General features: G+C 74.1%; 19 protein-coding genes. 7 read left to right on the top strand and 12 right to left on the bottom strand.

Annotated features, from left to right (window positions below):
• Positions 1–95: 95 nt before the first annotated feature.
• Positions 96–827 (top strand): serine hydrolase, encoded by a 732-nt coding sequence (locus PSED_RS20500; RefSeq protein WP_013676157.1) that lies wholly within the window; start codon positions 96–98, stop codon positions 825–827.
• Positions 828–845: 18 nt separating this feature from the next.
• On the opposite strand, the gene PSED_RS20495 is transcribed toward PSED_RS20500, so the two are convergent.
• On the bottom strand, positions 846–2,027 hold the full coding sequence (locus PSED_RS20495; RefSeq protein WP_013676156.1) for a hypothetical protein: 1,182 nt from the start codon (positions 2,025–2,027) through the stop codon (positions 846–848).
• A gap of 208 nt (positions 2,028–2,235) precedes the next feature.
• On the opposite strand from PSED_RS20495, the gene PSED_RS35355 reads away from it, so the two are divergent.
• Together PSED_RS35355 and PSED_RS20490 are read left to right on the top strand one after the other, a co-directional pair.
• Positions 2,236–2,370 (top strand): hypothetical protein, encoded by a 135-nt coding sequence (locus PSED_RS35355; RefSeq protein ID WP_013676155.1) that lies wholly within the window; start codon positions 2,236–2,238, stop codon positions 2,368–2,370.
• Entirely contained in the window at positions 2,367–2,828 is a 462-nt protein-coding gene (locus tag PSED_RS20490; protein ID WP_013676154.1) for an SRPBCC domain-containing protein, read from the top strand. Before PSED_RS35355 ends, PSED_RS20490 begins: the two co-directional genes overlap by 4 nt.
• A 59-nt stretch (positions 2,829–2,887) precedes the next feature.
• Here PSED_RS20490 and PSED_RS20485 read toward each other — a convergent pair whose 3' ends face one another.
• The 3 genes from PSED_RS20485 to PSED_RS20475 all read right to left on the bottom strand — a co-directional run bounded on the left by PSED_RS20485 (position 2,888) and on the right by PSED_RS20475 (position 5,596).
• Positions 2,888–3,655: an alpha/beta fold hydrolase gene (locus tag PSED_RS20485; protein WP_013676153.1), complete on the bottom strand. Its 768-nt coding sequence runs from the start codon at positions 3,653–3,655 to the stop codon at positions 2,888–2,890.
• A 373-nt stretch (positions 3,656–4,028) separates the two neighbouring features.
• Complete coding sequence (locus PSED_RS20480) at positions 4,029–4,460, bottom strand: cupin domain-containing protein (protein WP_013676152.1); 432 nt, start codon at positions 4,458–4,460, stop codon at positions 4,029–4,031.
• A gap of 776 nt (positions 4,461–5,236) precedes the next feature.
• Positions 5,237–5,596 (bottom strand): DUF1330 domain-containing protein, encoded by a 360-nt coding sequence (locus tag PSED_RS20475; protein ID WP_013676151.1) that lies wholly within the window; start codon positions 5,594–5,596, stop codon positions 5,237–5,239.
• A 188-nt stretch (positions 5,597–5,784) separates the two neighbouring features.
• Between PSED_RS20475 and PSED_RS20470 the strand changes: the two genes are divergently transcribed.
• Entirely contained in the window at positions 5,785–6,597 is an 813-nt protein-coding gene (locus PSED_RS20470) for a maleylpyruvate isomerase family mycothiol-dependent enzyme (RefSeq protein ID WP_013676150.1), read from the top strand.
• A 54-nt stretch (positions 6,598–6,651) separates the two neighbouring features.
• Here PSED_RS20470 and PSED_RS20465 read toward each other — a convergent pair whose 3' ends face one another.
• From PSED_RS20465 to PSED_RS20455, 3 genes are all read right to left on the bottom strand, one after another.
• Positions 6,652–7,500: an MBL fold metallo-hydrolase gene (locus PSED_RS20465; RefSeq protein WP_013676149.1), complete on the bottom strand. Its 849-nt coding sequence runs from the start codon at positions 7,498–7,500 to the stop codon at positions 6,652–6,654.
• Positions 7,501–7,565: 65 nt separating this feature from the next.
• Positions 7,566–8,411, bottom strand: a complete 846-nt coding sequence (locus PSED_RS20460) for an MBL fold metallo-hydrolase (protein WP_013676148.1) — start codon at positions 8,409–8,411, stop codon at positions 7,566–7,568.
• A 64-nt stretch (positions 8,412–8,475) separates the two neighbouring features.
• Entirely contained in the window at positions 8,476–8,916 is a 441-nt protein-coding gene (locus PSED_RS20455; RefSeq protein ID WP_013676147.1) for a nuclear transport factor 2 family protein, read from the bottom strand.
• A gap of 228 nt (positions 8,917–9,144) precedes the next feature.
• On the opposite strand from PSED_RS20455, the gene PSED_RS20450 reads away from it, so the two are divergent.
• The 3 genes from PSED_RS20450 (at position 9,145) to PSED_RS20440 (ending at position 15,302) form a co-directional block, all read left to right on the top strand.
• A complete protein-coding gene (locus PSED_RS20450) occupies positions 9,145–9,732 on the top strand; it encodes a CGNR zinc finger domain-containing protein (RefSeq protein WP_013676146.1) in 588 nt (195 codons plus the stop codon).
• A gap of 148 nt (positions 9,733–9,880) precedes the next feature.
• Positions 9,881–12,967: a DEAD/DEAH box helicase gene (locus PSED_RS20445; RefSeq protein WP_013676145.1), complete on the top strand. Its 3,087-nt coding sequence runs from the start codon at positions 9,881–9,883 to the stop codon at positions 12,965–12,967.
• Positions 12,968–13,019: 52 nt separating this feature from the next.
• Entirely contained in the window at positions 13,020–15,302 is a 2,283-nt protein-coding gene (locus tag PSED_RS20440) for a M28 family peptidase (protein WP_041759909.1), read from the top strand.
• A gap of 84 nt (positions 15,303–15,386) precedes the next feature.
• Here PSED_RS20440 and PSED_RS20435 read toward each other — a convergent pair whose 3' ends face one another.
• The 5 genes from PSED_RS20435 to PSED_RS20415 all read right to left on the bottom strand — a co-directional run bounded on the left by PSED_RS20435 (position 15,387) and on the right by PSED_RS20415 (position 23,257).
• Positions 15,387–15,806 carry a nitroreductase family deazaflavin-dependent oxidoreductase gene (locus PSED_RS20435; protein WP_013676143.1) on the bottom strand — a complete coding sequence of 140 codons (420 nt, stop codon included), beginning with the start codon at positions 15,804–15,806 and terminating at the stop codon, positions 15,387–15,389.
• Complete coding sequence (gene treS / locus PSED_RS20430; RefSeq protein ID WP_013676142.1) at positions 15,803–18,028, bottom strand: maltose alpha-D-glucosyltransferase; 2,226 nt, start codon at positions 18,026–18,028, stop codon at positions 15,803–15,805. Before treS ends, PSED_RS20435 begins: the two co-directional genes overlap by 4 nt.
• A 147-nt stretch (positions 18,029–18,175) precedes the next feature.
• The gene (locus tag PSED_RS20425) at positions 18,176–19,405 is read right to left on the bottom strand and encodes a CynX/NimT family MFS transporter (protein ID WP_013676141.1); all 1,230 of its coding nucleotides are present in this window, start codon (positions 19,403–19,405) and stop codon (positions 18,176–18,178) included.
• 103 nt (positions 19,406–19,508) lie between these two features.
• Positions 19,509–21,365 carry an ABC transporter ATP-binding protein gene (locus PSED_RS20420; RefSeq protein ID WP_013676140.1) on the bottom strand — a complete coding sequence of 619 codons (1,857 nt, stop codon included), beginning with the start codon at positions 21,363–21,365 and terminating at the stop codon, positions 19,509–19,511.
• Positions 21,362–23,257: an ABC transporter ATP-binding protein gene (locus PSED_RS20415; protein WP_013676139.1), complete on the bottom strand. Its 1,896-nt coding sequence runs from the start codon at positions 23,255–23,257 to the stop codon at positions 21,362–21,364. Before PSED_RS20415 ends, PSED_RS20420 begins: the two co-directional genes overlap by 4 nt.
• Between the last annotated feature and the right edge of the window lie 147 nt (positions 23,258–23,404).

Below are 23,404 nucleotides of genomic sequence, written 5' to 3'. Positions count from 1 at the left end.
CACCCGGTCCGTCGGGCACGGCGGCGGCGACCGCTGCCGGCTGCGGTGCGTGGGGTTGTGCACAGCAGGAACGTTTCGACGCGGCGGCCGCCTACGTGTCCCGCACCGTCGGCGCGCACGGCTACCTCGGTGTCGAGATGCTCGACCGGACCACCGGCGCGGTGTGGCGCGACGGCGCGACCACCCACGAGGGCTGGACGGCGTCGACGATCAAGCTCGCCATCGCGGCCGACCTCCTGACCCGGGCCCGCGCGGGGGCGGTCACGCTCACCGCGGCCGACCGGCACGACATGGACACGATGCTGAACTTCTCCGACGAGGCGGCGTCGGACCGGCTGTGGAAGCGCTTCGGGAACGACGCGATGCTCGCCCGGTTCCGCTCCACGTTCGGGATGACCGGGCTGCGCTTCGTCCCCGGGTTCACGGCGTCGACCTACTGGGGCTTCGTCACCTGCACCACCGACGACCTGCTCGCCCTCGGGCGCTGGGTGCTCGCGCAGGCCGCCCCCGCCGACCGGGCCTACCTGGTCGCGGCGCTGCGCGGCGTCGCGGCGAACCAGCGGTGGGGGGTCTGGGCCGCGGGCCCCGACCAGCACCCGGGCAACAAGGACGGCTGGTCGTTCGAGTCCGACCCCTACGGACGGCACTGGGTGGCCGACACCGTCGGGTTCGCGGGGCCGGGGGAGCGCTACGTCGTGGCGGTGACCTACCAGGTCGACCCGGCGGGGTCGCTGGCCGACGGCGTGCATGCGGTGAGCGACGTCGTCGCGCTGCTGTTCGGCCGACCCGTGCCTGCCCCGGTGACCGTTCCGGCGCCGGACGGCTGAGCCCGGCGCGGGCGGCCGTCAGGAGACGGCGTTGAGGATCCGCTCCCGGCCCTCGGGCGGGCCGTCGAGCAGCCGTCGCGCCCTGGCCTGCAGCTCGGCCACGGACTCCAGGTCGTCGGAGATGTCGGAGAGGTCCGACGAGGCGTTCCGTGCCGTGTCGGCGGCCTCGCGGGCGGCGTCGAGCCGGTCGGTGAACTCCGCGGCCCTCGTGTTCACCGCGTTCGTCGCGGCGCGGCGGAGGTCGCTCTGCAGGAGCCGGGTGGCGTCGCGGATCTGCTTGCTCATCGCCATCTGGTACTCGTCCATCATCCCGCGCAACATCGACTTCGCGTCGCCGCGGCGGCGGTCGAGCTGACGCTTGCGCTCCCCGGAGAGGGCCGCGCCGCCGAGCGCGACGGCGCCGACGCCGGCGCAGACGCCGATGACCCAGCCCGGCAGGGTGAGGCCGATGAACCGGGACAGGACGATGGCCATCATGACGCCGCCGTAGGTCGGCATCATGATCGCGAGCATCCGCGCGGGGGCGGGCGGGTTGCCGCCGCTCTCGGACTTCCGCGCCTTGAGCTCGCCCACGAGGCGGTCGGGAGGGGTGACCGGCAGCGAGTCGACGCGCTCCGCGGGAGCGCCGAGCTGCTCGCCCAGCTGGGCGGCGATCTTGCGGCTGCGCTCGAGGAGCAGCGAGTAGACGTCGTCGGCCTCGACGGCGAGCCGGTGGCGCAGCCAGCCGTCGAACGTCTCCGAGGTCTTCTTCGGGTCGCTCGACTCGATCGACTCCTCGCCCTCGGCGATGACGGTGCGGGCACGCGTGCGCAGCGCGAACTCCGCGTCCGAGCTGAGCGCCGAGAAGCCCTCGCCGAGCAGCTGCGGCCACTCGCGCGAGCGGGTCTGGAAGTCCTCGAAGTGGGTGCGGGCGCGGTCGAGCTCGGCGCGCAGCCGGGCGGTGCGGCCGGGGTCGGACAGCTCGGTGCGCCGGGTGCGCAGGTCGATCTTGAGCGACTCGAGCGCGCGGATGCACTCGGCGGCGGCGTCACGGACCGTCGCGGGGCCGGGATGACGGGACAGTGCCGTGCGCGCGGTCGTGAGCTTGCGGATGAGGTCGTCGCGGTCGTTGGCCTCCGACCCCTGGATGCACAGCTCGATGATCGCCTTCGCCTCTCCGACGGCCGCGTCGGCTCGGGGTGGGTGGGGGGTGGCGTTCATCCGTGCTCGTCCTCTCGTCGACGCCGCGGGCCGCCCGGCGTCCGTTCTGATCTCCTGGTGACGATCGTGCGCGGGCGGGCCCGCGGAGGCGATCGAGAGGTCCCTACACCTGTGGGGTGAATCCCGAAGCGAAGGGTAGGGCACGCCCCAGGATCGTGAACAGCCGCCGACACGCCGGGCGGCGCGGCTCCGCGGTGCCCGGAACGGCGTGTCCAGCGGGATTCGCGCCGCCGAGGTGGCCGCGATCCGCGGAAACTTCCGTACGGTGTGGGGCCACGCGGCCGACCGGATCCGGCCGGTCGTCGAGAACATCCAGCCCGACACCGGGAGGGACGCGCCGTGACCACCACCTCCGAACCGCTCGTCGTCGAGTTCCACGTCGCGGCTCCGCCGTCGCATGCCTTCGAGGTGTGGACCAGCCGGATCGCGACGTGGTGGCCGCCGTCGCACACGATCTCCGGCGACCCCGCGTCGATCACCGTCGAGCCGCGCGTGGGCGGGCGGGTCGTCGAGACCGCCCCGGACGGCACCGAGCACACATGGGGCGAGGTGCTGGTGTGGGAGCCGCCGGAGCACCTGCGGCTGCTGTGGCACCTGTTCTTCGACCGCGAGGAGGCCACCGAGGTCGACGTCCGGTTCGTCGCCACGGCCGGCCGGACCAGGGTGCACATCGAGCAGACCGGGTGGGAACGGCTCGGGGCGGCGGGCGCGCCGCGGCGGGAGCGGACCGGCGGAGCGTGGTCGTCGATCGCCGCGCACTTCGTCGCGGGCTGCGAGGCGGGGTGGAACTGCCACGGCTGATTGCCCCTGCGGCCGGGGCCGACGCCAGGGCATATTCCTGGGGGCCTATTCCTGGGGGCCTATTCCTGGGGGCCGGTCTCCCACAGCCCGTGGTCGAGCGTGCCCGCGAGGAACCCCAGGACGAGCGCCGCCACGAGCTCGGGTGCCTCGAGCGGGAGCGAGTGGGTGCCGGGCAGGATCGCGAACCGCCCGGCGGGCAGCGTGTCGGCCACGGCCTTCCCGTGCGCGACGGTCACCTCGTCGCGGTCGCCCTGGAGGACCAGCGTCGGCGCGGTGACGCCCGCGAAGCGCCGCAGGTCGATGTCCGGTTCCCGGGCGAACATGTCGAGCAGCTTCCCGACGACGACGGGGAAGTGGTCGGGCCCGTCGGGCGAGGGATGGGTGCTGCGCAGGAAGTCCGGCGGGTCCGCGCGCATGGCCTCGAGCGTCGCGAGGAACTCGGGGCGGGCGATGCCGTCGGGGGAGTAGTACTGCCCGATGAGCACCTGCCGGGCCACCAGCTCGGGGGCGCGCATCGACACCAGCGCCGCGACGACCGCGCCGTCGCTCCAGCCGACCAGGTGCGCGGGCCCGCCCACGGCCGCGCGCAGGAACGCGATGGTGTCGTCGGCCATCGCGCCGTAGGTGATCGGTCCCGGGACGTCGGGGGTGCCGCCGTGGCCGCGCCGGTCCGGCGTGAGCACCGTGTAGCCGCCAGCCGCGAGCAGCTCCGGCCACGGCCCCCAGGAGTCCGACGCGACGATCCCTCCGTGCAGCAGCACCAGTGCCGGACCGTCGCCCGTGCTCTCGAAGTAGGTGGGCAGCCCGTCGACGTCCAGGATCGGCACGTCGACGACGGTAGCCCCCGGCGACGCCCGGGGCGCCGCCCGCGTCGGGCGAGCGCGACGGTCTCGCCCACCCGACGGTCGCCGCGGTAGGCGTCGTCGGCCGGGGGTGTCTCCGTGGGGCGTCGAGCGGCTGCGGCCGCGGGCGGCAGGGTCGGGACGCTCGGTGGTGCGGAGGGCGCAAACGCCCCACCCCGGGAGGTGGGGCGTTTCCGGACTGCGCGTCCGGTCGACCGCCGGTCGGTCGCACGACGGAGGTCGACCTCGGCAGCTCGTGCCGAGCCCGAGGAGTACCGGCCCGACACCGTCGAGCGCAGGCGTCGGAGAGAGGCCGGTCCGCCGGCAGGCCACGGGCCCCGGCACTCACGTCGGAGAACTAGCTCCGCGGAGCGTCCGAGTCGAGCTGGAGCCCGAACTTCGCAGGGTCGCCGTCGCTGTCATCGCGTGGGACGAGGAAGTACTCGGCGCCGGCCGGAACGAGCGTCAGCAAGAGCCGTGCCGACTCACCGCGCACCTTGACCCCGTGCGGCACGCCCTTCGGCAGTGCCCCGTAGGAACCCGCTTCGACCTCGATCTTCTGATCACCGACGAACGCCGTGATCGCACCCTCGAGGACGTAGACGGTCTCGTCCTCGCGCGTGTGGGTGTGGATCGGGCCTTCGTCGCCCGCTCGCACGTTCCACTCGACCACCGACCACTGCCCGCCGGTCTGGTCGCCCTCGACCTTCAGCTCGGCCGTCGAGCCGTTGGCGGACGTGACCGTCCGCCCACCCTGCGGTCCAGTAAGAACAGCATCGTTCAGGCTCATTCCAACTCCTTGGTCGATCATCGAACGTGACTGGACTAGTAAGACCTAAAAATACTAGCGGTCCGTTGCTGTGCCGTGCGTGCACCTACCGGGGTTGCCGTGTCCGCCGGTCGGCGGTCCACCACGTCACGCCGTCGTCGATGCCGACGCCCCGCCGCTTCCTCGTGCGTACCGTGTGGCACCACAGGGCCGCTACCTCTACGTTCGGCCAGGCCGGCTACTCGTCCAGGTTGGGTCGGAGCCCTCACTCAAGTGATCGCGGCCGCCGCGTGACCGACAGATGGCTAGTCAGCTCAACTGGACTATCTGGTTCGCATATAGAGCCACTTCGTAGCGGGGTCGAAGCGCTCAGCTGTCGACCGGGCGGTCCTCTCCGCCGCAACGTCGTCCTCGACGAACGGCTTGCTGCGGGCTGGTCGGCGGGAACGCGACGTCGAAGGCGACGCCGCCGGTGTCGCGCCACCGGGAGCCGACCCGGGCCCGCTCGACATGTCAGCGCCCGTCATCGCCGGGGCGTCGGGGACGAACTCGTCGAGCGCAACCCAGCCGCCGGGCCGGGAACGCGCCGGTCGTCGGCCCGGTCGCGGGCCGGTAGGCACAGTGCGGGCAGTACTCGCGCCGAAGCCGGTTGTCGAGCCGGCCATGGCGGCGGTGCACGAGTTCACCACCGCACCGCACCGAGCAGCATGGCGGCCGCCCCGACGATCAGGCCGTGCGCCGCGGCCTCCCGCGGCTGGTCCGCGCCGGCGGGTGGCTGCCTGCGAGGGCCGGGTCGGTCAGCCGTCCTCGCCGCGCAGCAGCGGACGCAGGTCGTCGAGCCGGTCGAACAGGTGCCACACGTAGGCCGACGCCCCGTTCTCGCGGTGGGGATGCAGGTCGGCGAGTGCCGGGTCGTCGCGGTAGCCGTCGAACGCCGCCTCGGACTCCCACTCGACGACGATCATGGCGGTGCGCGGGGTGACGTCACCGGTCACCGCGCGGCGGAACCGGCCGAGCGCGACGACCCTGCCGCCGTGCGCCCGGACCTCCTGCGCGGACCGTCGCGAGTAGGCGAGGTACTCGTCGCGGTCGGCGACGTCGAAGAGGTTGAGGGCGTAGACCGGGCCGTTCGACGCCGGGCCGTTCGATGCGGTCATCAGGGCTCCGTCAGGGTTCGGGTGGCACGACCGTAGCCGTCCCGCACCCCGGCGGGCCGACGACGGTGCACGGCGGGCACTGTGCGGGCCCGACCACCGTGCGATGCTCGGACCGACCGACCGGTCCGCCCTGCGGCCGCGGCCGGCCGGCGCCCCGGCACCCGAGTCCGAGCGAGGAACCCGACGCGATGAACCGACCCGCGACCACCGGCCCTGCGGACGACGTCTACGCGGCCGCGCCCGGCGCGGACGAGTACCTCGAGCGGTTCGACGCCGCCGGTGCGGCCCTGCTCGACGTGCTCGCGGAGCGCGACCCGGACGACCCGGTCCCGTTCTGCGAGGGCTGGCTGCTGCGCGACCTCGCGGCCCACCTGGCGCAGGTCTACCGGTGGGTCGCGGTGATCGTGAGCGAGGCCAGGGCGCAGCGTCCGCCCGCCGCCGAGTTCGCCGCGATGCTCGACCCGGCCGACACCCCCGACCTCGCGCGGCGGCTGCGCGCGGCGCGCGATGGGCTGCTGGCGGTCCTGCGGGCCGCGCCCGCCGACCTCGACTGCTGGACGACGTGGGAGGTCGCGGCGCCGGCGCGGGAGTTCTGGGCGCGGCGCATGCTGCACGAGACGCTGGTCCACGGCGTCGACGTGGCGAACGCGGGCCGGAGCACGCCGGCGGGCGGCGAGGAGATCGACCGCGCCGTCGCCGTCGACGGGATCGACGAGATCGTCTGCGGGTTCGCCCGCCGCTACGGGCGGACGCTGCGGTCCCCGGACCCGGTCGGTCTCGGCGTGACGTGTGCCGCGACCGGGCTGCGCTGGTGGGCCCGGATCGGCCCCGACGAGCTCACGTTCGGCCGCGGCACCGCCCCGGCCGGAGTCGACGTCGAGGTCACCGGGCACCCCGGTGCGCTCCTGCTGTTGCTGTGGAACCGGCGTCCCTACACCGGGCTCGACGTGCGCGGCGACCCCCGCGTCCTCGACCTCTGGGCGGCGGGGGCACACCTGTGACGGCGCTCGGTCGTGACAGCGCCCGGTCGTGACAGCGCTCGGTCGTGAAAGCACTCAGTCGAGCCCGAACACCCGCTTCGAGGCCGCCCACGCCGACCCGGGGTTGGCCCGGTGCGGGTTGCGCTCGACGATCGCGCGGTACAGGCCCTCCGCGTCCGCGGCCTCGGCGGCGAGCGCCTCGAAGTCCTCCAGGTAGGTCAGCGTCGCCCGGATGTGGCTCGCGTCGTCGGCGGAGTCGAGGTGCTTGTGCCCGGCCACGGCCGTGACGGCCCCCAGCTCGGCAAGCCTGCCCAGGGTGGCACGCCACGACGCGCGGGTCCCGGCGTCGGTCTCGGCCAGGAAGATGTGTGTGTCGTTGTAGACGACGTCACCGGCGACGAGCAGCGCCGCGTCGGGCACCCACAGCGCGGTCGTGGCGGCGGTGTCGGTGAAACCGGCGTCGAGGATCTGCAGGGCGTGGCCCTCCAGGTCGATAGTGTCGCCGTCGAGCGCCTCGGGCACGACCTGGTCCTGGCGGATCGCGCCGGGGAAGCGCACGTTCCAGAAGCTCTCGAGCACCGGGCGCGACGCGTGCTCGCGCGCCTTCTCGACCGACCCGGGCGTCGCGACGGCACGGGCCCCGGGGAACGCGTCGAGCAGGTCCGTGACCCCGAAGAAGTGGTCGCCGTGGCCGTGCGTGACGTAGATGGTCGTCAGGTTGACGTTCTTGCTCTTGACCCACTCGACCAGCTCGGCGTTCTGCTCCCGGGTGACGAACGTGTCGACGAGCACCGCGTCGCGCTCGCCGCTGATCAACGTCGAGGTGTTGGTCACCCAGCCGAGGCCCTCGGGGAGGAACGGCGCGTCGCGCGTCAGGGACTCGCGCGTCGTGACCAGCACGTCCCATGTGAGACCTGAACGCATCGGTGGTCCTTACGGTGTCGGGGATGTGTCTGCGGGATCGGGTCGCCGCGGACGGGTCCGGGTGCTCAGCCGAGGGCCGCGCGGGCCGAGCCCCACAGCGCGCCGCGGTTCACCCGGCCACCGTGTGCGTCGAGCATCAGCCGGTAGAGCCGCTCCGCCGAGTCCGCCCGCTGCAGCGCCTCCTCGAAGTCCTCGAGGTACTGCACCGTCTCGGCGACGATCGACGCCGGGTCGTCGCGCGTCGGCCGCTTGTGGCCCGCGACGACCGTCCTCGGGTCGAGTGCGGCGATCTTCTCCAGTGCCGCACGCCATTGCGCGCGTTGCGGGGCGGGCGACTCGGCGAGGTAGAGGTGCACGTCGTTGTAGGCGGCGTCGCCCGCGACGACGAGGTCGAGCGCGGGCACGTGCAGCGCCGTCGTGTCGTCGGTGTCGGTGTGGCCGAGGTCGACGATGCGGATCTCGTGTCCCTCGAGGGCGAGTTCCGGCGCCGGGAGGGCCTCGGGCACGACGAGGGTGTCGGGGATCGCGCCCGGGAAGCGCGCCTCCCAGAAGCTCTCGACGAAGTCCGGGGTGTGCTGCCGTCCGATCGCCGCCACGACGGTCGGGGTGGCGACGGCGCGGGCCCCCGGGAAGCGTCCGAGCAGCGTCGACAGGCCGAACCAGTGGTCGCCGTGCGCGTGCGTGACGTAGACCGTCGTGAGCGTGCGGTCGAACGTCTCGACCCAGTCGGCGAGGGCGGTCGCCTGGGCGGCCGTCAGTGGGACGTCGACCAGCAGCGCCTCGCGCTCGCCGTGGAGCAACGTCGAGGAGATCGGCGACCACTCGCGTTCGGTCAGGTCCGGCGGCAGGTCGGACGTCACGTACGGCCGCCCCGGGGTCACGTGGACGGCCCACTGCAGGTCGCGGGACACGGAATCGCTCCTTCGCGGAGGTTCGGTCGGGCCCGGGCCGGGCGGCTCGGGGTCCGGGAAGAGCTCAGGCTTCCTGGAAGAAGTGCTTCGCCGGGACGACGCCGTCGAGGCGGCGGCCCAGCTCGGCGGAGAACTGCAGGGCGCTGCCGAGCGGGCGGTGGTGGATGGCGATGTGCTCGATCGCGCCGTCGGCGTTCGCGGTGAGCACGGTGACGCCCCGGTACTCCGTCCCGCTGTCGGCCGCCGTGGCGCGCCACTCCAGGAACGTCCTCGCGGCCGAGGTGACGGGGTCGGTGAAGACCAGCTCGCCGTAGATTCCGCTCGCCGCGGCCATGACCGACCGGACCGCCTCCAGCCCGACGACGGGCTCGTGGAGCGTGGCGGCCTCGAGCACGACGTCGCTCGCGAAGGTGCCGCCGAAGGCGGCCTTCGTCCTGTCCTCGAACGCCTTCGACCAGCCGGCGGCGACCGTGTCGCCCCCGGTCCCGCCCGTCCCTGCAGCCATCGCGGTACACCCTCCTCGTCGTGGGCGCGGGGCCGGACGATGTGTCCGGCCGCGCCGGGCCGGCCGGCGCTCGCCTCGACGACATAATCACAACGACTTTGCCTATGTCTACGCGAGGTGAGCGCCGTAACGGGCTGGGGCGGGTCGCGCCGCAGCGGCCGCCCGGTCATGCCCCCGTGACGCACCCGACGGGCTGCTGCCTGTGTCCGACACGGCTACAGTGCAGATGTGGGCTGGCCGGCTACCGAACGCTTCGAGCTCGTCGTCGCCCCTGGCGGGCTGGCGCTGATCCAGGATCTGCTCAACACCCGTTCGGCGCGCCGACCGCCCTCGCCGGACCTCCTCTCCACCGTGGCGCAGGCCCAGGCGTGGGCCGACGAGGCGCTCGAGGCCTGGGCGCTCGCGGCCGGGCAGGCGCGGCGCCGGGCGCGGCTCACGAGGGCCGACGTCGAGCAGCTCCGCACCCTGCGCGACCAGCTCGTCGTCGCCGTGCGCGCGCCGGGTGCCCCCGTTCCGGACGCCCTGCTCGGGCTCTCGGTGCGCTCGGCCCGCGGCGCGGACGGCGCGCTGCTGCTCGAGCCGGTGGGCCGCGGCTGGGAGCTGGTCGCCGGGGCGGTGCTGCTGGAGCTCCACCGGGCCCGGGAGCTCGACACCTGGCGCCGGGTCAAGACCTGCCGCAACGAGGCCTGCCCCGGCACCTTCTACGACCGCTCGCCCAACAACAGCGGTGCCTGGCACGACGTCCGCAGCTGCGGCAACGTCGCCAACCTCCGCGCGGCGCGAGCACGTCGCCGGATGCGTGCCACCTCCTCCTGACCAGGAGTGACGCCGGACCGGGAACTGGCACCGTCGGGTGACCTCGAACGGGTGGCGGCTGGGGCCGGACGAAGATCGTCACGCGCTACTGTGACGCGGGCGTCCGGACCAGCGGAGGGGCGACAGTGACCCGTCAGGATCGTCGTTCGTGACCGAACCGCTGCCCGAGGGCGTCTACGAGCGGCTGCGCACATCCGGTCTCGATGCCACGCTCGCCGGCCACCCCCACCTCGTCCCGCACTTCGCCGACGTCGAGGAGGCCGACCAGCCGCACGTGCTCGCCCGCCACGTCGCCGTCGCGTTCCGGAGGGTGCTGGAGTCCGAGACCGACCCGGAGCGGCGGATCGCCCTGACCAACGAGGTGCTGACGCGCATCGCCGCAGCAGGCGAGGACCTGGACGGGAGGATCGAGCAGCTCGTCGTCCTGAGCCGCGAGATCGCCCCGGGCGTGCACCGCCTGGTACGGCCCAGGACGTCGCTGTCGGCGGCGGCGTTGATGACGAACACCCCCGGCGAACCGTCGCTGTCGGCCGAGCTGCGCTCGGAACTGACCTCGGCCGACGCGGTCGACCTGCTGTGCGCCTTCATCCGGTGGCCGGGGCTGCGGCTGCTGCACGACGAGCTCGGCGTGCTCCGGGACCGCGGCGTCGCGCTGAGGGTCATCACCACGACCTACATGGGCGCGACCGAGCAGCGCGCCGTCGACGAGCTCGTCCGTCGGTTCGGTGCCACCGTGCGGATCAACTACGCGTCGGCGACCACCCGGCTGCACGCGAAGGCCTGGCTCTTCCGCCGCGGGACCGGCTTCGACACCGCCTTCGTCGGCAGCAGCAACCTGTCGCGGTCGGCCCTCGTCGACGGGCTGGAGTGGAACGTCCGGCTCTCCGCCGTCGCGACACCGGACCTGATCCGGAAGTTCACCAGCACGTTCGACACCTACTGGGCCGACCCGGCGTTCGTCCCCTACGACCCGGACAACGCCGACGACGCCGCGCGCCTCGCCGACGCACTCGGGCGCGCGCGGACACCGTCGGCCGACCGGACGCCCACGGGCCTCGAGGTGCGCCCGCTGCCGCACCAGTCCCAGATCCTGGAGGCGCTCGACACCGAGCGGGAGGTCCACGGCCGGCACCGCAACCTCGTGGTCGCGGCCACCGGGACCGGCAAGACGGTCGTCGCGGCGCTGGACTACGCCCGGCTGCGGCGCACGCTGCCCAGGGCCCGGCTGCTGTTCGTCGCGCACCGCAAGGAGATCCTCGACCAGTCCCGCCGCACCTACCGGGCGGTGCTGGCCGATGGGGCCTTCGGTGAGCACTACGTCGGCGGCGAGCGTCCCGAGCGGTGGAACCACGTCTTCGCGAGCGTGCAGGCGCTCGGGGCCTACGGCGTCGAGCGCATCCCGCCGGACCACTTCGACGTGGTCGTCGTCGACGAGTTCCACCACGCCGAGGCCGCCGGTTACCGGCGGCTGCTCGCGCACCTGACCCCGCGGGAGCTGCTGGGCCTGACGGCGACGCCCGAGCGCGCCGACGGCGCCGACGTCCGCGACCAGTTCGGCGGCCGCTGCGCCGCCGAGCTGCGCCTGTGGGACGCGCTCGCCGACGACCTGCTGGTCCCGTTCCACTACTTCGGCATCGCCGACGACGTCGACCTCAGCGGTGTGGAGTGGAAGCGCGGCGGATACGACGCGGCCGCGCTCGACGCCCTCTACACCGGCAACGACGCCCGCGCGGCGAAGGTCGTCCGCGAGACCCGCGACAAGGTCACCGACGTGCAGGCCATGCGGGCACTGGGCTTCTGCGTCTCGGTCGAGCACGCCGAGTACATGGCCGAGGTGTTCACCAGGGCCGGGATCGCGAGCCTCGCCGTGAGCGGCCGCACCCCGGCCGCCGACCGGGCGCGGGCCCTGCGCCGGCTGGCGGCCCGCGAGGTGAACTGCCTGTTCACCGTCGACCTCTTCAACGAGGGCCTCGACCTGCCGGAGGTCGACACGATCCTCATGCTGCGCCCGACGCAGAGCGCGACCGTCTTCCTGCAGCAGCTGGGCCGTGGGCTGCGGCGAGCCCCCGGCAAGGCCGTGCTCACCGCACTGGACTTCATCGGTCAGCAGCGCCGGGAGTTCCGCTTCGACGTCCGCTACCGCGCGCTGACCGGCAGCAGCCGTCGTGGCCTGGCCGAGGACATCGAGCAGTCCTTCCCGTTCCTGCCGTCCGGTTCGGCGCTCGTCCTCGACCGCGTCGCGCAGCAGATCGTGCTCGACAACGTCCGCCGCAGGCTGCGGTTGCGCCGTCGGGACCTGGTCGCCGACATCCGCTCGCACGGCGATCTGGCGCTCGCGGGCTACCTGCGTGCCGCCGACCGCGAACCGGCCGACGTGTACCGGGACAAGGGTTCCTGGACCGCGCTGCGCCGCGACGCGGGCCTGCCGACCCTGCCCCCGGGCCCGGACGAGGACGCCCTGCTCCGCAGGATGGCCACGCTCAGCCACGTCGACGATCCCGAACGCGCGCAGGTCTACACCGCGCTGGCCGACCCGTCAGGGCCCGGCTACCACGAGCTGACCGAGCGGGAGCAGCGGCTCGCCCGGATGCTGTTCTTCCAGCTCTGGCCCAACCGCAACGGGTTCACCGGCTACGACCAGGGCCTCGCGCACCTGCGCCGGCATCCGGCGGTGTGCGCGGAGATCGCGGAACTCGTCGCGTACACGCTCGACACCGCGCGCCACCTTCCCCGCTCACTGGGCGAGGGCCTCACGCACATCCCGCTGGCGAGCCACGCGCACTACCGGCGCGAGGAGATCCTGGCGGCGCTCGACTGGGCGGGCACGGCCCGCAAGGCATCCGGGCACGCGACGGGTGTGGTGTGGGCGCCGGAGCACGCCACGGACGCGCTGCTGGTCAACCTCCGCAAGACGGAGCGCGACTTCTCGCCGAGCACGATGTACCGCGACTTCGCCGTCAGCCCGGAGGTCTTCCACTGGGAGTCGCAGAACGCCACGTCGCTGCGCTCGGACACCGGGCAGCGCTACGTCCACCACCGGGAGCGGGCCACCCGCGTCGTGCTGTTCACCCGCGACGCGCCCTCCGACGACCTCGGGCCGGGCGCGCCCTTCCTGTGCCTCGGCCAGGTCGACATCGAGAGCCACCGCGGCGAGCGGCCGATCGCGATCACCTGGCGGCTGCGCCGGCCGATGCCGGCCGAGACGTTCCGCATCGCCGGGGTCGCGGCCTCCTGAGCGCGAGCGTGTCCGGGCCGGGCGCTGCGCGCGGGTCGGGCAGACTGCACGCGTGCGGTCGCCGACGATCACCCCGCCGCCCCGGCCGGTGGCGGTCGCCGCCGCGTGGCTGATCGTCCTCGTCGTCACCGTCGTGGCCGTGCTGTCGGTGTCGCCGCCGTCGCCGCGCACCGACGTCCCCGCCGGCGAGCCGTCGGCCGCCGCGGCGTTCGCGCACGTCGAGCGCATCGGCGCGCAGACCCACGTCGCGGGCTCGGCGGCCGCCGACGGGGTGCGCACCTACATCCTGGACACGCTGCGCGGACTCGGGATCGACGCGCGCGTGCAGGACGCCGTCGGCGTGCACCCCGGCGACCCGGTGCAGGCGGCGCGGGTGCGCAACGTCGTGGCGACGCTTCCCGGCACGGCACCGCAGGCCGGGCGCGGCCGGGTCCTGCTCGTCGCGCACTACGACTCGGTGCAGGTCGGTCCGGGCGCCAACGACGACGGCGCCGGGGTGTCGACGCTGCTGGAGTCGGCGCGCGTGCTGCGCACGACCCCGCTGCGCAACGACGTCGTGCTGCTGTTCACCGACGCCGAGGAGGCCTGCCTGTGCGGGGCGGAGGCGTTCGTCGCCTCCGATCCCGTTGCGGCGCAAGGTGGAGTGGTGCTCAACGTGGAGGCCCGGGGGACAGGTGGCCCGGCGATCATGTTCGAGACCACCCGCGGCAACGCGCGGCTCCTCGACGTCTACGCCGACGCGGTGCCGCATCCGGTCACGACGAGCTTCGCCGTCGAGGTCTACCGCATCCTGCCCAACGACACCGACTTCAGTCCCTTCCGCGACTCCGGCCGCTTCACCGGTCTCAACTCCGCCTACATCGACGGGGTCGCGGCCTACCACTCGCCGCAGGACACCCCGTCACGGATGGACCGGGGGAGCCTGCAGGCCCACCTCGACGACACCGTCGCGCTCGCGCGGGCGTTCGGCGGGCAGGACCTGCGCGAACTGTCCACGCCCGCGGCGCAGGACGCGACGTACTTCCCGGTGCTCGACCGGCTGGTGCGTTACCCCGGATCGGCGGTGTGGCCGCTCGCGGTCCTGGCGGCCGTCGCGGTGCTCGCGCTGGCCGTCGTCGCGCGACTGCGCCGGGCGGCGAGCGTCCCGCGGCTGCTCGTCGGCCTGGTCGCGGCCGTCGTGCCGCTGCTGGTCGCGCCGTTGCTCGCGCAGGGCGGGTGGCTGCTGCTGGTGGCGCTCCGCCCGGACTACGCCGACGTCAGCGGCGACGTCTGGAATCCGACGTGGTACCGCTGGGCGGTCGTCGTGCTCGTCGCGGCCGTCGTGCTGACCTGGTTCGCGCTGCTGCGCAAGGCGGTCGGGGCGACGGCGCTGACGGTCGGCGGGCTGGCCTGGCTCGCGGCGCTGGGCATCGCGCTGGCCTCGCTCGCGCCCGGCGGCTCGTACCTCGCGACGTTGCCGGCGCTCGTCGGGGCGGTGTGCGTGCTCGTCGCGGTCGCGGTGGGGCGCACCGGCGTCGGGGTGGCGGCGGCGACGGTGGCGGCATGCGTCGGCGTCGTCGTCCTGGTCCCGACGGCGGTGCTGTTCTTCCCGGCGCTCGGCATGCCGGTCGCCGCGGTGCCGGCGTTCGTGCTGGTGCTGGCCACGCCGACACTGCTGCCGCTGCTCGACCCGCTGCTGGGCCGGCGGGCCGGCTGGCAGGGCCCGGCCGCGTTCGTCGTCGTGGTGGCGCTCGGGGCCGCCGGGCTCGTCGCCGACCGGCCCGACGCCCAGCACCCCGTCCCGTCGCAGCTCATGTACTCCCTCGACGCCGACACCGGGCAGGCGCGGTGGGTCAGCGAGCAGACGCGGCCGGGCACCTGGACGGCCCGCTACGTCGACCGGCGCGAGCTGGTCCCGCAGCTGCTCGGCATGTCGGGCCTGTTCTGGACCGGCGCCGCGCCGACGGCGGACCTGCCCGCCGCGAGGGTGGACGTCGTGTCGGACGTCGCCGGCGACGCGGGGCGGACGGTCACCGTGCGGGTCGTCCCCCAGCGGCCGGTCCGGCTGATCGCGCTCCGCACCGCGAACGGGCCGGCCGTGCGGGCCGCGACGGTGGCGGGCGCCCCCGTCGGGGTGCGGGACGGGTCGCTCGACCTGATCTTCCACGCGCCGCCGCCCGAGGGCCTGGAACTGCGGCTGGAGCTGGCCGCGCCGGGACCGGTCGACCTCGACGTGCTGGACGGCAGCGACGGGCTCGCCGGGCTCCCGGGCTTCACCCCGCGCCCGCCCGACGTCGCGGTCGCGGGCAGCCACACCAGCGAGCTGGTCGCGGTCACCCGCACCACGCGGATCTGACCGCGACCCGATCGCGCGCCGGGGGCGCCACGCACGGCGTGCCGGGTCGTGCGCGCGTCGACCGTCAGCGGATGCGGCGGCGCACTACGACCTGCGGGTCAGTGCGACGACCGGGATCTCGCGCGTCGTCCGGCCCTCGTGGTCGGCGAAGAACGGGTAGGTCTGCTTGAGCATCGCCCATGTCGCGGCGCGGTCGTCGCCGGTCAGCGGGGTCGCGAGGGCGTCGTAGGTCTCGTCACCGACCTCGACGGTGACCTCCGGGTCGGCCACGAGGTTGGCGTACCAGTCGGGATGGCGCGGCGCCCCGATGTTCGAGGCGACGACCAGCAGCCGCTCGCCGTCGCGGTGGAACATCATCGGCGAGGTGTGGCTGCGGCCCGAGCGGCGCCCGGTCGTCGTCAGCAGGAGCAGCGCCTCGCGGTGCATCCCCTCGATCTCGCCGCCCGCGCGGAACTGCTCGATGACACGGCGGTTCACCGCCGCGATGTCGTCGGGGACCGTCATGGCCGCACCTCCTCCGGCGGCGGGGCCGTGACCAGCAGCGAGTGTCCCTGGTGCGGCTCGAGGTCGATGGTGAACCCGAGCAGGTCGTCGACGACGCCGACCTCGCGGTCGGTGAACATGTCGGTGACGACCGAACCCGGCAGCAGGTGCTCCGAGCGGACGGTCGCGGTGACGTCCTCGTTGGCGAAGTTCAGGACGCCGACGTGCAGCGTCCCGGCCTCGGCGAGCCGGTGGACCAGCACGAGGGTGCCGCGGTGCGAGACGTCGGGGACGTCGATCTGCTCGCTCGTCGCGATGCCGTAGCGGCGGCGGACCGCGAGGATCGCCTGCAGCTGACGGGCGAAGCTCGTCTCGTCGGCGAGCTGCTCGGGCAGCGTGCCGTAGAGGCTGCGGCCGCGCGGCATCCCCGCGAGGCTGCGCGTCGCACCCGGGTCGGCGCCCATCAGGTCGTGCGCGCCGCGGTTGATCCACCGGGTGTCGCCGTGGTCGAGCAGCGCCGTGACCTCCGACGGCGGCAGCGTCAGGATGCCGCACAGATCCCAGCCCGACAGCGCGAAGACGCCGGGCTGGAGCGCGTTGAACATGGCGAGCAGCAGGTGCGCGCGCATGATCCGGGCGCGCACGGCGTCGTCGATGCCGTCGAGCCGGGGCACGCCCAGGATGGCCGCGATCGCCGACGTGGTGGTGCAGGCGATGCCGTTCGTCGTGAAGATCAGGTTGTACGGGTGCTCGGGCCCGGTCAGGGCGGCCACGAGGTCGGCGCGGACGGCCTCGGCGATCTCCTCGCCCGGCGTCGGCGCGCCGCGGAACGGGTAGAGGTCGTCGCGGTGGCCCGTGGACCAGTGCAGCAGCTCGTAGGTCAGCTCGTCGTGGTTCTGCAGCGCGTGCACCAGCGCGGCCGGGTCGACGCCCAGGTCGAGCGACGTGCGCAGCGTCAGCCGCAGGAACTCGCTGTCCCCGGTGGCCAGCGCGTGGTGGTAGGCGGGCCGGTTGACGAAGTCGTAGGACAGGTCCGCCCCGGCCTCCGACGTCTGCTTGATGTCGTCGATCGTGAGGTTGAGCTCCTGGAAGGTGAAACCGCCCAGCTTGCGGACCATGCTGCCGATCAGGTGGTTCGCCGCCTGCGACAGCGGATGCCCCTCCGACCAGGCGGGGAGCCCCTCCGTCGACTTCTCGACGCCGAGGAAGCCGTTGGCATCGAGGCGGAGCGCGCCGGAGCCGAGGTCGGCCAGCGAGTGGAGGGCGTCGCCGATCACCAGCCGCATGCCGGCGAAGGACGGGTCGAGCCAGTTGACCGACGGCTGGCCGTCCTTGAAGTAGTGCAGGTAGACCCAGCGCCGCTGAACGCCGTCGACCCCGACGACCGGGGCCGTCGCACTCCAGTTCGTCTCCTTGACGCCCTCGGCGAAGAAGATCACCCGCTGCAGCCTGCCGATGATGTAGCCCGACTTCTCGAGCCGTTCCTCGGTGGCCGCGTCGAGGTTGACCGAGTCGCGGCCGGGGGGCACCTCGGGAAGCAGGTTCCAGTCCTCGGGCTCGATCTCCACCATGTGGTAGATGCCGGGGTAGTCGCCGTACTTCATCTCGGCGAGCCGGAAATCGGCGCCCTTGCCGGTGTGACCGGGGACGATGTCGTCGATGATCGTGCCGCCGTGCCAGGTCGCCATGCCGCACATGGCCCGGAACTCGGCCTCGGTGCCGAAGGCGGGGTCGATCTCGGTGCTCATCCGGTCGAAGTGGCCGTCGACGCTCGGGGTGGTCCGCCAGCCGGTGATGCCGCCCGCGCGCTTCACCGGGCCGGTGTGCACGCCCTCGATCCCGATGTCGGAGAACGCCTTCCAGAGGTCCTCGTCGGCCAGTGCCGCGAGGAACGACTCGTCGGGCCGGGTGATCAGCGACAGCGGGTAGGCGGTGAACCACACCGATGCCGTCTCGACGGCCTGCCGCGGTCCCGGGTTGGCGAAGGGGTTCTGCCACATCGTCCCGGAACCGGAGAACTGGCGGGCGATCTCGTTGGCGTCGGCCAGCATCGACTGCGACAGCAGCCACGACACGTACGCCGGGTTGGTGCCGGTGGGCTCGCCGTCCTGGGTGACCGAGCGGCGGGGGACCGGGCTCTTCACCCGGGCGCGATGGCGGAGGCTGCGTGGGCGCGCCGGATGGTAGTGCTCGGCGTAGGTGATCTCGCTCGGCTCGTGCTCGGGGGACTGCTCGACTGACATGTGGGGACTCCGGAAGATCGCCGCGCCGGACGGGCCGTCGCACCGGGCCCGTCGCAGGGGTGAAGGTACCGGTGCGGACCGCGCCCACCGCGATGGCCGGACCCGCGTTTCGCCGTCGCCGAACGGTCGCCGCGGGCGCAGGCGACGTCAGCCGGCGGTGGCGTCCGGCGGTGCGATGCGGAGTACCCGATCGCGCCCGGCGAGGAACCCGGCGATGCCCTGCGGGACGTAGAGCGCGAGCAGTGCGACGAGCGAGACGGTCCACCCGTGGGTGAGGTCGTGCAGCGCGCCGACGGCGAACGGGCCGGCCGCGGCGAGCACGTAGCCGACGCACTGCGACATGCCGGAGAGCTGGGCCGCGTGCGCCGCGTCGGGGCTGCGCACCCCGACGTAGGTCAGCGCGAGCCCGAGCGCCGCGCCGTAGCTGATCCCCGCGACGACCGAGGCGACGACCTCCAGGCCGGGGACCAACGTCGCCCCCACCCCGGCGACGCCGATCGCGGTCACGACGAGTGAGAGCCCGCGCTGGTCGCGGGTGCGCGCGGCGAGGACGGGCGTCCCGAGGCTGCCGATGATGCCGGTGAGGCTCACCGTCGAGACCAGTGCTCCCGCCGCGGCGGGCGACCAGCCGCGTTCGACGAAGATCTCCGCGAACCACGCCGAGGCGGCGTAGAAGCCCAGCGACTGCAGGCCCATGAACACCGTGACCTGCCACGCCAGCGCCTGCCGGCCCAGACCGCGCACCCGCGGGGCGCGCACCGCCGGCCGCGCCACCCGGCGCAGCTGCGGCAGCCAGCACAGGATGCCCAGCACGCCCCAGATCACCCAGACGCCCAGCCCGAGCCGCCAGCCGAGCCCGGCCGCGTCGGCCAGCGGCACGGTGACCGCCGCACCCAGCGCGCCGCCCAGCGAGATCGCCGCCGAGTAGACCGCGGTCATCATCCCGGTGCGGTGTGCGAAGTCACGCTTGATCAGGGCGGGCAGCAGCACATTGCCCGACGCGATCGCGGCACCGATCAGCGCCGTCCCGAGATAGAGCGCCCACACCGCCGGGACGAGCCGGACCACGCAGCCCACGGTGATGACGCCCAGCACCGCGAGCAGCGACCGTTCGATGCCGATCAGCCGCGACATCCGCGGTGCGACGGGCGCGAGCAGGCCGAAGCACAGCACCGGCAGCGCGGTCAGCACCCCGCCCGCGGTGGCCGAGAGCGCCTGGTCGGCGCGAATCTCCGAGAGCAGCGGCCCGACACCGACGATGGCCGGGCGCAGGTTCAGCGCGACGAGCACGATGGCGGCCGTGGTCCACCACGGCACCCCCAGCGGCGCGCGTCCGGAGACGGTCGGCGACGCGGTCCCGGCGTCCGGGGCGGTCACCGCCCGGCCTCGACGTCCGGTCCTGTCCGCGCCGCCCCCACGCGTCCGAACGTAACACTCCGCGTGCGTGCCCCGGCCCCGATCGTGAGCCGGGCCGCTCTCGCTACCGATAGGACGCCGCCTGCAGCTCGTAGAGCTCGGCGTAGCGGCCGCCCGCGGCGACGAGCTGGGCGTGCGTGCCGCGCTCGCGGACCCGCCCGTCCTCCAGCACGACGACGAGGTCGGCCATGCGCACCGTCGAGAACCGGTGGGAGACCAGGACGGTCACCGCGCCGTTGCGCTCGGCCCCCCGCGCGGCCGCCGAGGCGTAGCGCTCGAACATCGCGTGCTCGGTCGGGGCGTCGAGGTTCGCGGTGGGCTCGTCGAGCACGACGAGCAGCGGGTCGTCGCGCATCATCGCCCGGCCCAGCGCGAGCTTCTGCCACTGCCCGCCGGAGAGCCCCCGGCCCCCGGTGTAGGTCGAGCCGACGAGGGTGTCGAGCCCGTCGGGCAGGGTCTCGGCGACGGACGTGGCGCCGGCCCGGTCGAGCGCCCCGGCGACCGCGTCGGTGTCGTCGAGCCGGGCGAGGTCGCCGACGCCGACGGTGTGCCGCACCGGCAGGTGCAGCCGGGCGAAGTCCTGGAAGGCCGCCGTGGTGCGCGACCGCCAGGCGCCGGGCTCGATCCCGCTCAGCGGCCGGCCGTCGACCTCGACGGTGCCCGCGTCGGGGCTGTACATCCCGAGCAGGAGCTTGACCAGCGTCGTCTTGCCCGCGCCGTTCTCCCCGACGATCGCCACCGTCGAGCCGGCCGGCAGGTCCAGGTCGAGACCGGTGAGCACCGGCTGCTCGGCGCCCGGGTAGGTGAACGACACGTCGCGCAGCCGGATCCCGTCGTGCAGCGCGTCGGGCGCCGGGTCGTGGCCGCGCGCCGCGGCCTCGGCGGCCGCGTGGTCCTCCAGCCAGAACATCCGGTCGGCGACCGTGAGCGTGCTGAGCAGGGCACCGGAGCGGACGGCCGCGGTCGCGAGCTGCGCGCGGGACCGCCGGATCAGCGTGACCGCCATGAGCAGGGCACCGGCCGATAACACCCCGTGGGTGGTCTCGACGACGACGAACGCGATCGCGCCCATCAGCCCCGCCGCGTAGATCGTCCAGCCGGTCGCCTGGATGGCGAGGACCTTGAGCGCCTCACCGCCGGTCCGCCTGTCGACCGCCGCGGCGAGCCGCGCGTGCTCCGCGCCGACGTGGTCGGCCAACCCGTAGGAGCGCAGCTCGGCGGCGGAGCCGGTCGTCGTCGCCAACGAGAACAGCAGGCCCGCGCGGCGCTGGTCGTGGGCGACCTCGTCCTCGTTGGTGCGGATGATGCGCTTGGCCCACCGGTCGGCCAGCAGCGGCGGGACCGCGGCCACCGGGAGCAGCAGCAGCCACGGCGACACCGACGCGAGCAGCACGAGCAGCGCGACGATCCGCGCCACCGACGCGACGCTGCCCATCAGCTGCCGCGGAGCGCCCGCCAGCGCCCGGCGGCGCGAACTGATCTGCTCGATCTCGGTGAGGTACTCCGGACGTTCCAGGTGCTCGAGCCCGGGGACGCCGCTGACGAGCCGCACCAGCCGCGCGGTGTGGAAGATGCTGACGCGGTCGGACAGGGCCATCGCCTCGGTGGCGCCGATCGCCTGCAGCACCCAGGTCAGCGCGAGCAGCCCGCCGACGAACAGCGCGCCCAGCACCAGCTGGCGGGTGTCGTGGGCGAGGGCGCCGTCGAGCAGGATGCGGAACCCGAGCGGGTAGCAGGTCGCCGCGACCCCGCCCACGACCAGCAGCGCCGTCACCGCCGTCATCAGGCCGGGGGCGGCGCGGAAGCCGTCGAGCAGCATGAGGTGCAGCAGCCGGATCGCCCGGCGCGGGACGCGCTCGCCCGGCTCGGGGGAGCGGGGCCTGTCGCGGCGCGGGGCGGGCGGGTCGGCCAGCGCGGTCATCGGCGGCCACCCGCCCGGCGCCGCGGCCGGCCCGCGTCCCGCCGGCCCGGCGGGCCGTCGCGGAACCTGGCCGCCTGTACCTCGTACATGTGCGCGTAGGTGCCGCCGAGCGCGACGAGCTCGTCGTGCGAGCCCCGCTCGGTGATCCGGCCGCCGTCGAGGACGCAGATCGTGTCGGCCCGGCGCACGGTCGAGAAGCGGTGGGAGATGACGACCGTCGTCAGCCCGGCGGTGATCTCCAGGAACCGTGCGTAGAACTCGGCCTCGCCGCGGACGTCGAGCGCCGCGGTCGGCTCGTCGAGGACCAGGACGCGGGCGCCGTGCCGGGTCGCGAACAACGCCCTGGCCAGCGCGAGCCGCTGCCACTGGCCGCCGGACAGGTCGACCCCGCCCGGCAGCTCCGGCGACAGCACGGTGTCCCAGCCGTCGGGCAGCGTCTCGACGACGGCCGCGAACCCCGCCTGCGCGGCGGCCGCGTGGACGCCGTCGGCGTCGGCGAGGTGTGCGAGCGCGCCGTAGGCGACGTTGTCGTAGGCCGTCGCGGGGTAGTGCACGGGCTCCTGCGGCACCACCGCGACCTGCCGCTGCCACCGGGCCGGATCGAGCTCCCGGGCGTCCGTGCCGTCGACGAGCACCTCGCCCGAGACCGGGTCGCGCAGCCGCGAGAGCAGCCCGACGAGCGTGGTCTTGCCGGCGCCGTTGACCCCGACCACCGCGGTCGACGTACCCGCCGGCAGCTCGAGATCGATGCCGGCGAGGACGTCGTCGTCCTGGCCGGGGTAGCGGAAGTACACGTCGGCGAACCGGATCGACTCCCGCGGCAGCCCGGCCGGCTCGCGGGCACCACCCGGCGGTGCGGCCTCCCTGGCCAGGTCGCGTTCGAGGCCTTCGACATCGGGCAGCCCGGACATCGTCCACGCGACCGTCAGGTCGTCGAAGGTGACCGAACCCGCCGACATCGTCACCGCCAGCATCGGCAGCAGCGTCGCGAGCGCGGCGAGGCCGACGTCGTGCGCGTCGGCCCCGATGACCAGCAGCGCGCCGACGATCCCGACGGCCACGACGACCACGCAGCCCAGTGCCCGGCGGTGCAGCCGGCGCATCCCGCCGACCGCGGAGTCCAGCGCTGCGCCGTACTCGGCGCCGTAGCGGTCGGCGACGAACCCGTCGAGACCGAAGACCCGGATCTCCTTGGCCGCCGCGGCCCGCGTGCCGAGCGCGGCGAAGTAGCCCGCGCGTCGCATCGCCGTCGTCTGGCCGCGGTGCTCGGTGGCGAGCACGACGACGGTGCGCAGCATCAGCCGCCGCACGACGACCCACATCACGAGCAGGACCAGCCCGACCCACCACTGGTAGAGCGCGACGACGCCGCAGGCCAGCCAGCCCGACGCCTGCGTCGCGACCGAGCCCGCCCAGGTCACCGGCGCGTCGCCGGGGAACATCCCGGTGAGCCTGCCCTCGGCGCGGGCGAGCCTGTCGAGCACGTCGGCGTCCTCGAGGTGCGCGACGCCGACCGGTTGCGAGACCGCGCGCAGCAGCCTGCCCTGCAGCGCGCCGGTGATCCGGGTGCGGGCGGCGATGCCGATCGCGCTGCCGACGGGATCGAGCACGAGCGAGAACGCGTAGACGACGGTCGCGACGACGAGCCCGACGACCAGCCGGTGCCCGTCGGGAGAGCCGAGGCCGTGCTCGGCGGCCGCGGGCACGGCGCCGACGACAACCCCCAGCGCGACGACGACCCCGGCCGGGGCGACCGCCGCCGCCGCCGCCCAGACGGCCGTCGCCCATGCCAGCGGTCTGCTCGTCGCGGCCAGCAGCCGCAGCACCTCGCGCCCCGACGCCCGCCGGCCGGGGTCGCCGCTGAAGCTGCCGACCGCGGTGCGGGTGCCCATCGTCGTCACGGGCGGAGATTAGGTCGGCCCACCCACGCCGTGCGACCCGGTAGATCCGGCAGGATCCGGTCGTACCTGACGGTTCCGGCCGTGTCTGCGCAGGTCAGGGAGGGGGCGAACCACCGTCGAGGACCAGTCCGGCCCGGT

Origin of the sequence: Pseudonocardia benzenivorans CB1190 (assembly GCF_000196675.2) — a bacterium.
GTDB classification, from domain to species: domain Bacteria; phylum Actinomycetota; class Actinomycetes; order Mycobacteriales; family Pseudonocardiaceae; genus Pseudonocardia; species Pseudonocardia benzenivorans.
Note: the sequence above shows the minus strand (reverse complement) of the source record. Positions and strands in the feature narration are given on the sequence as shown.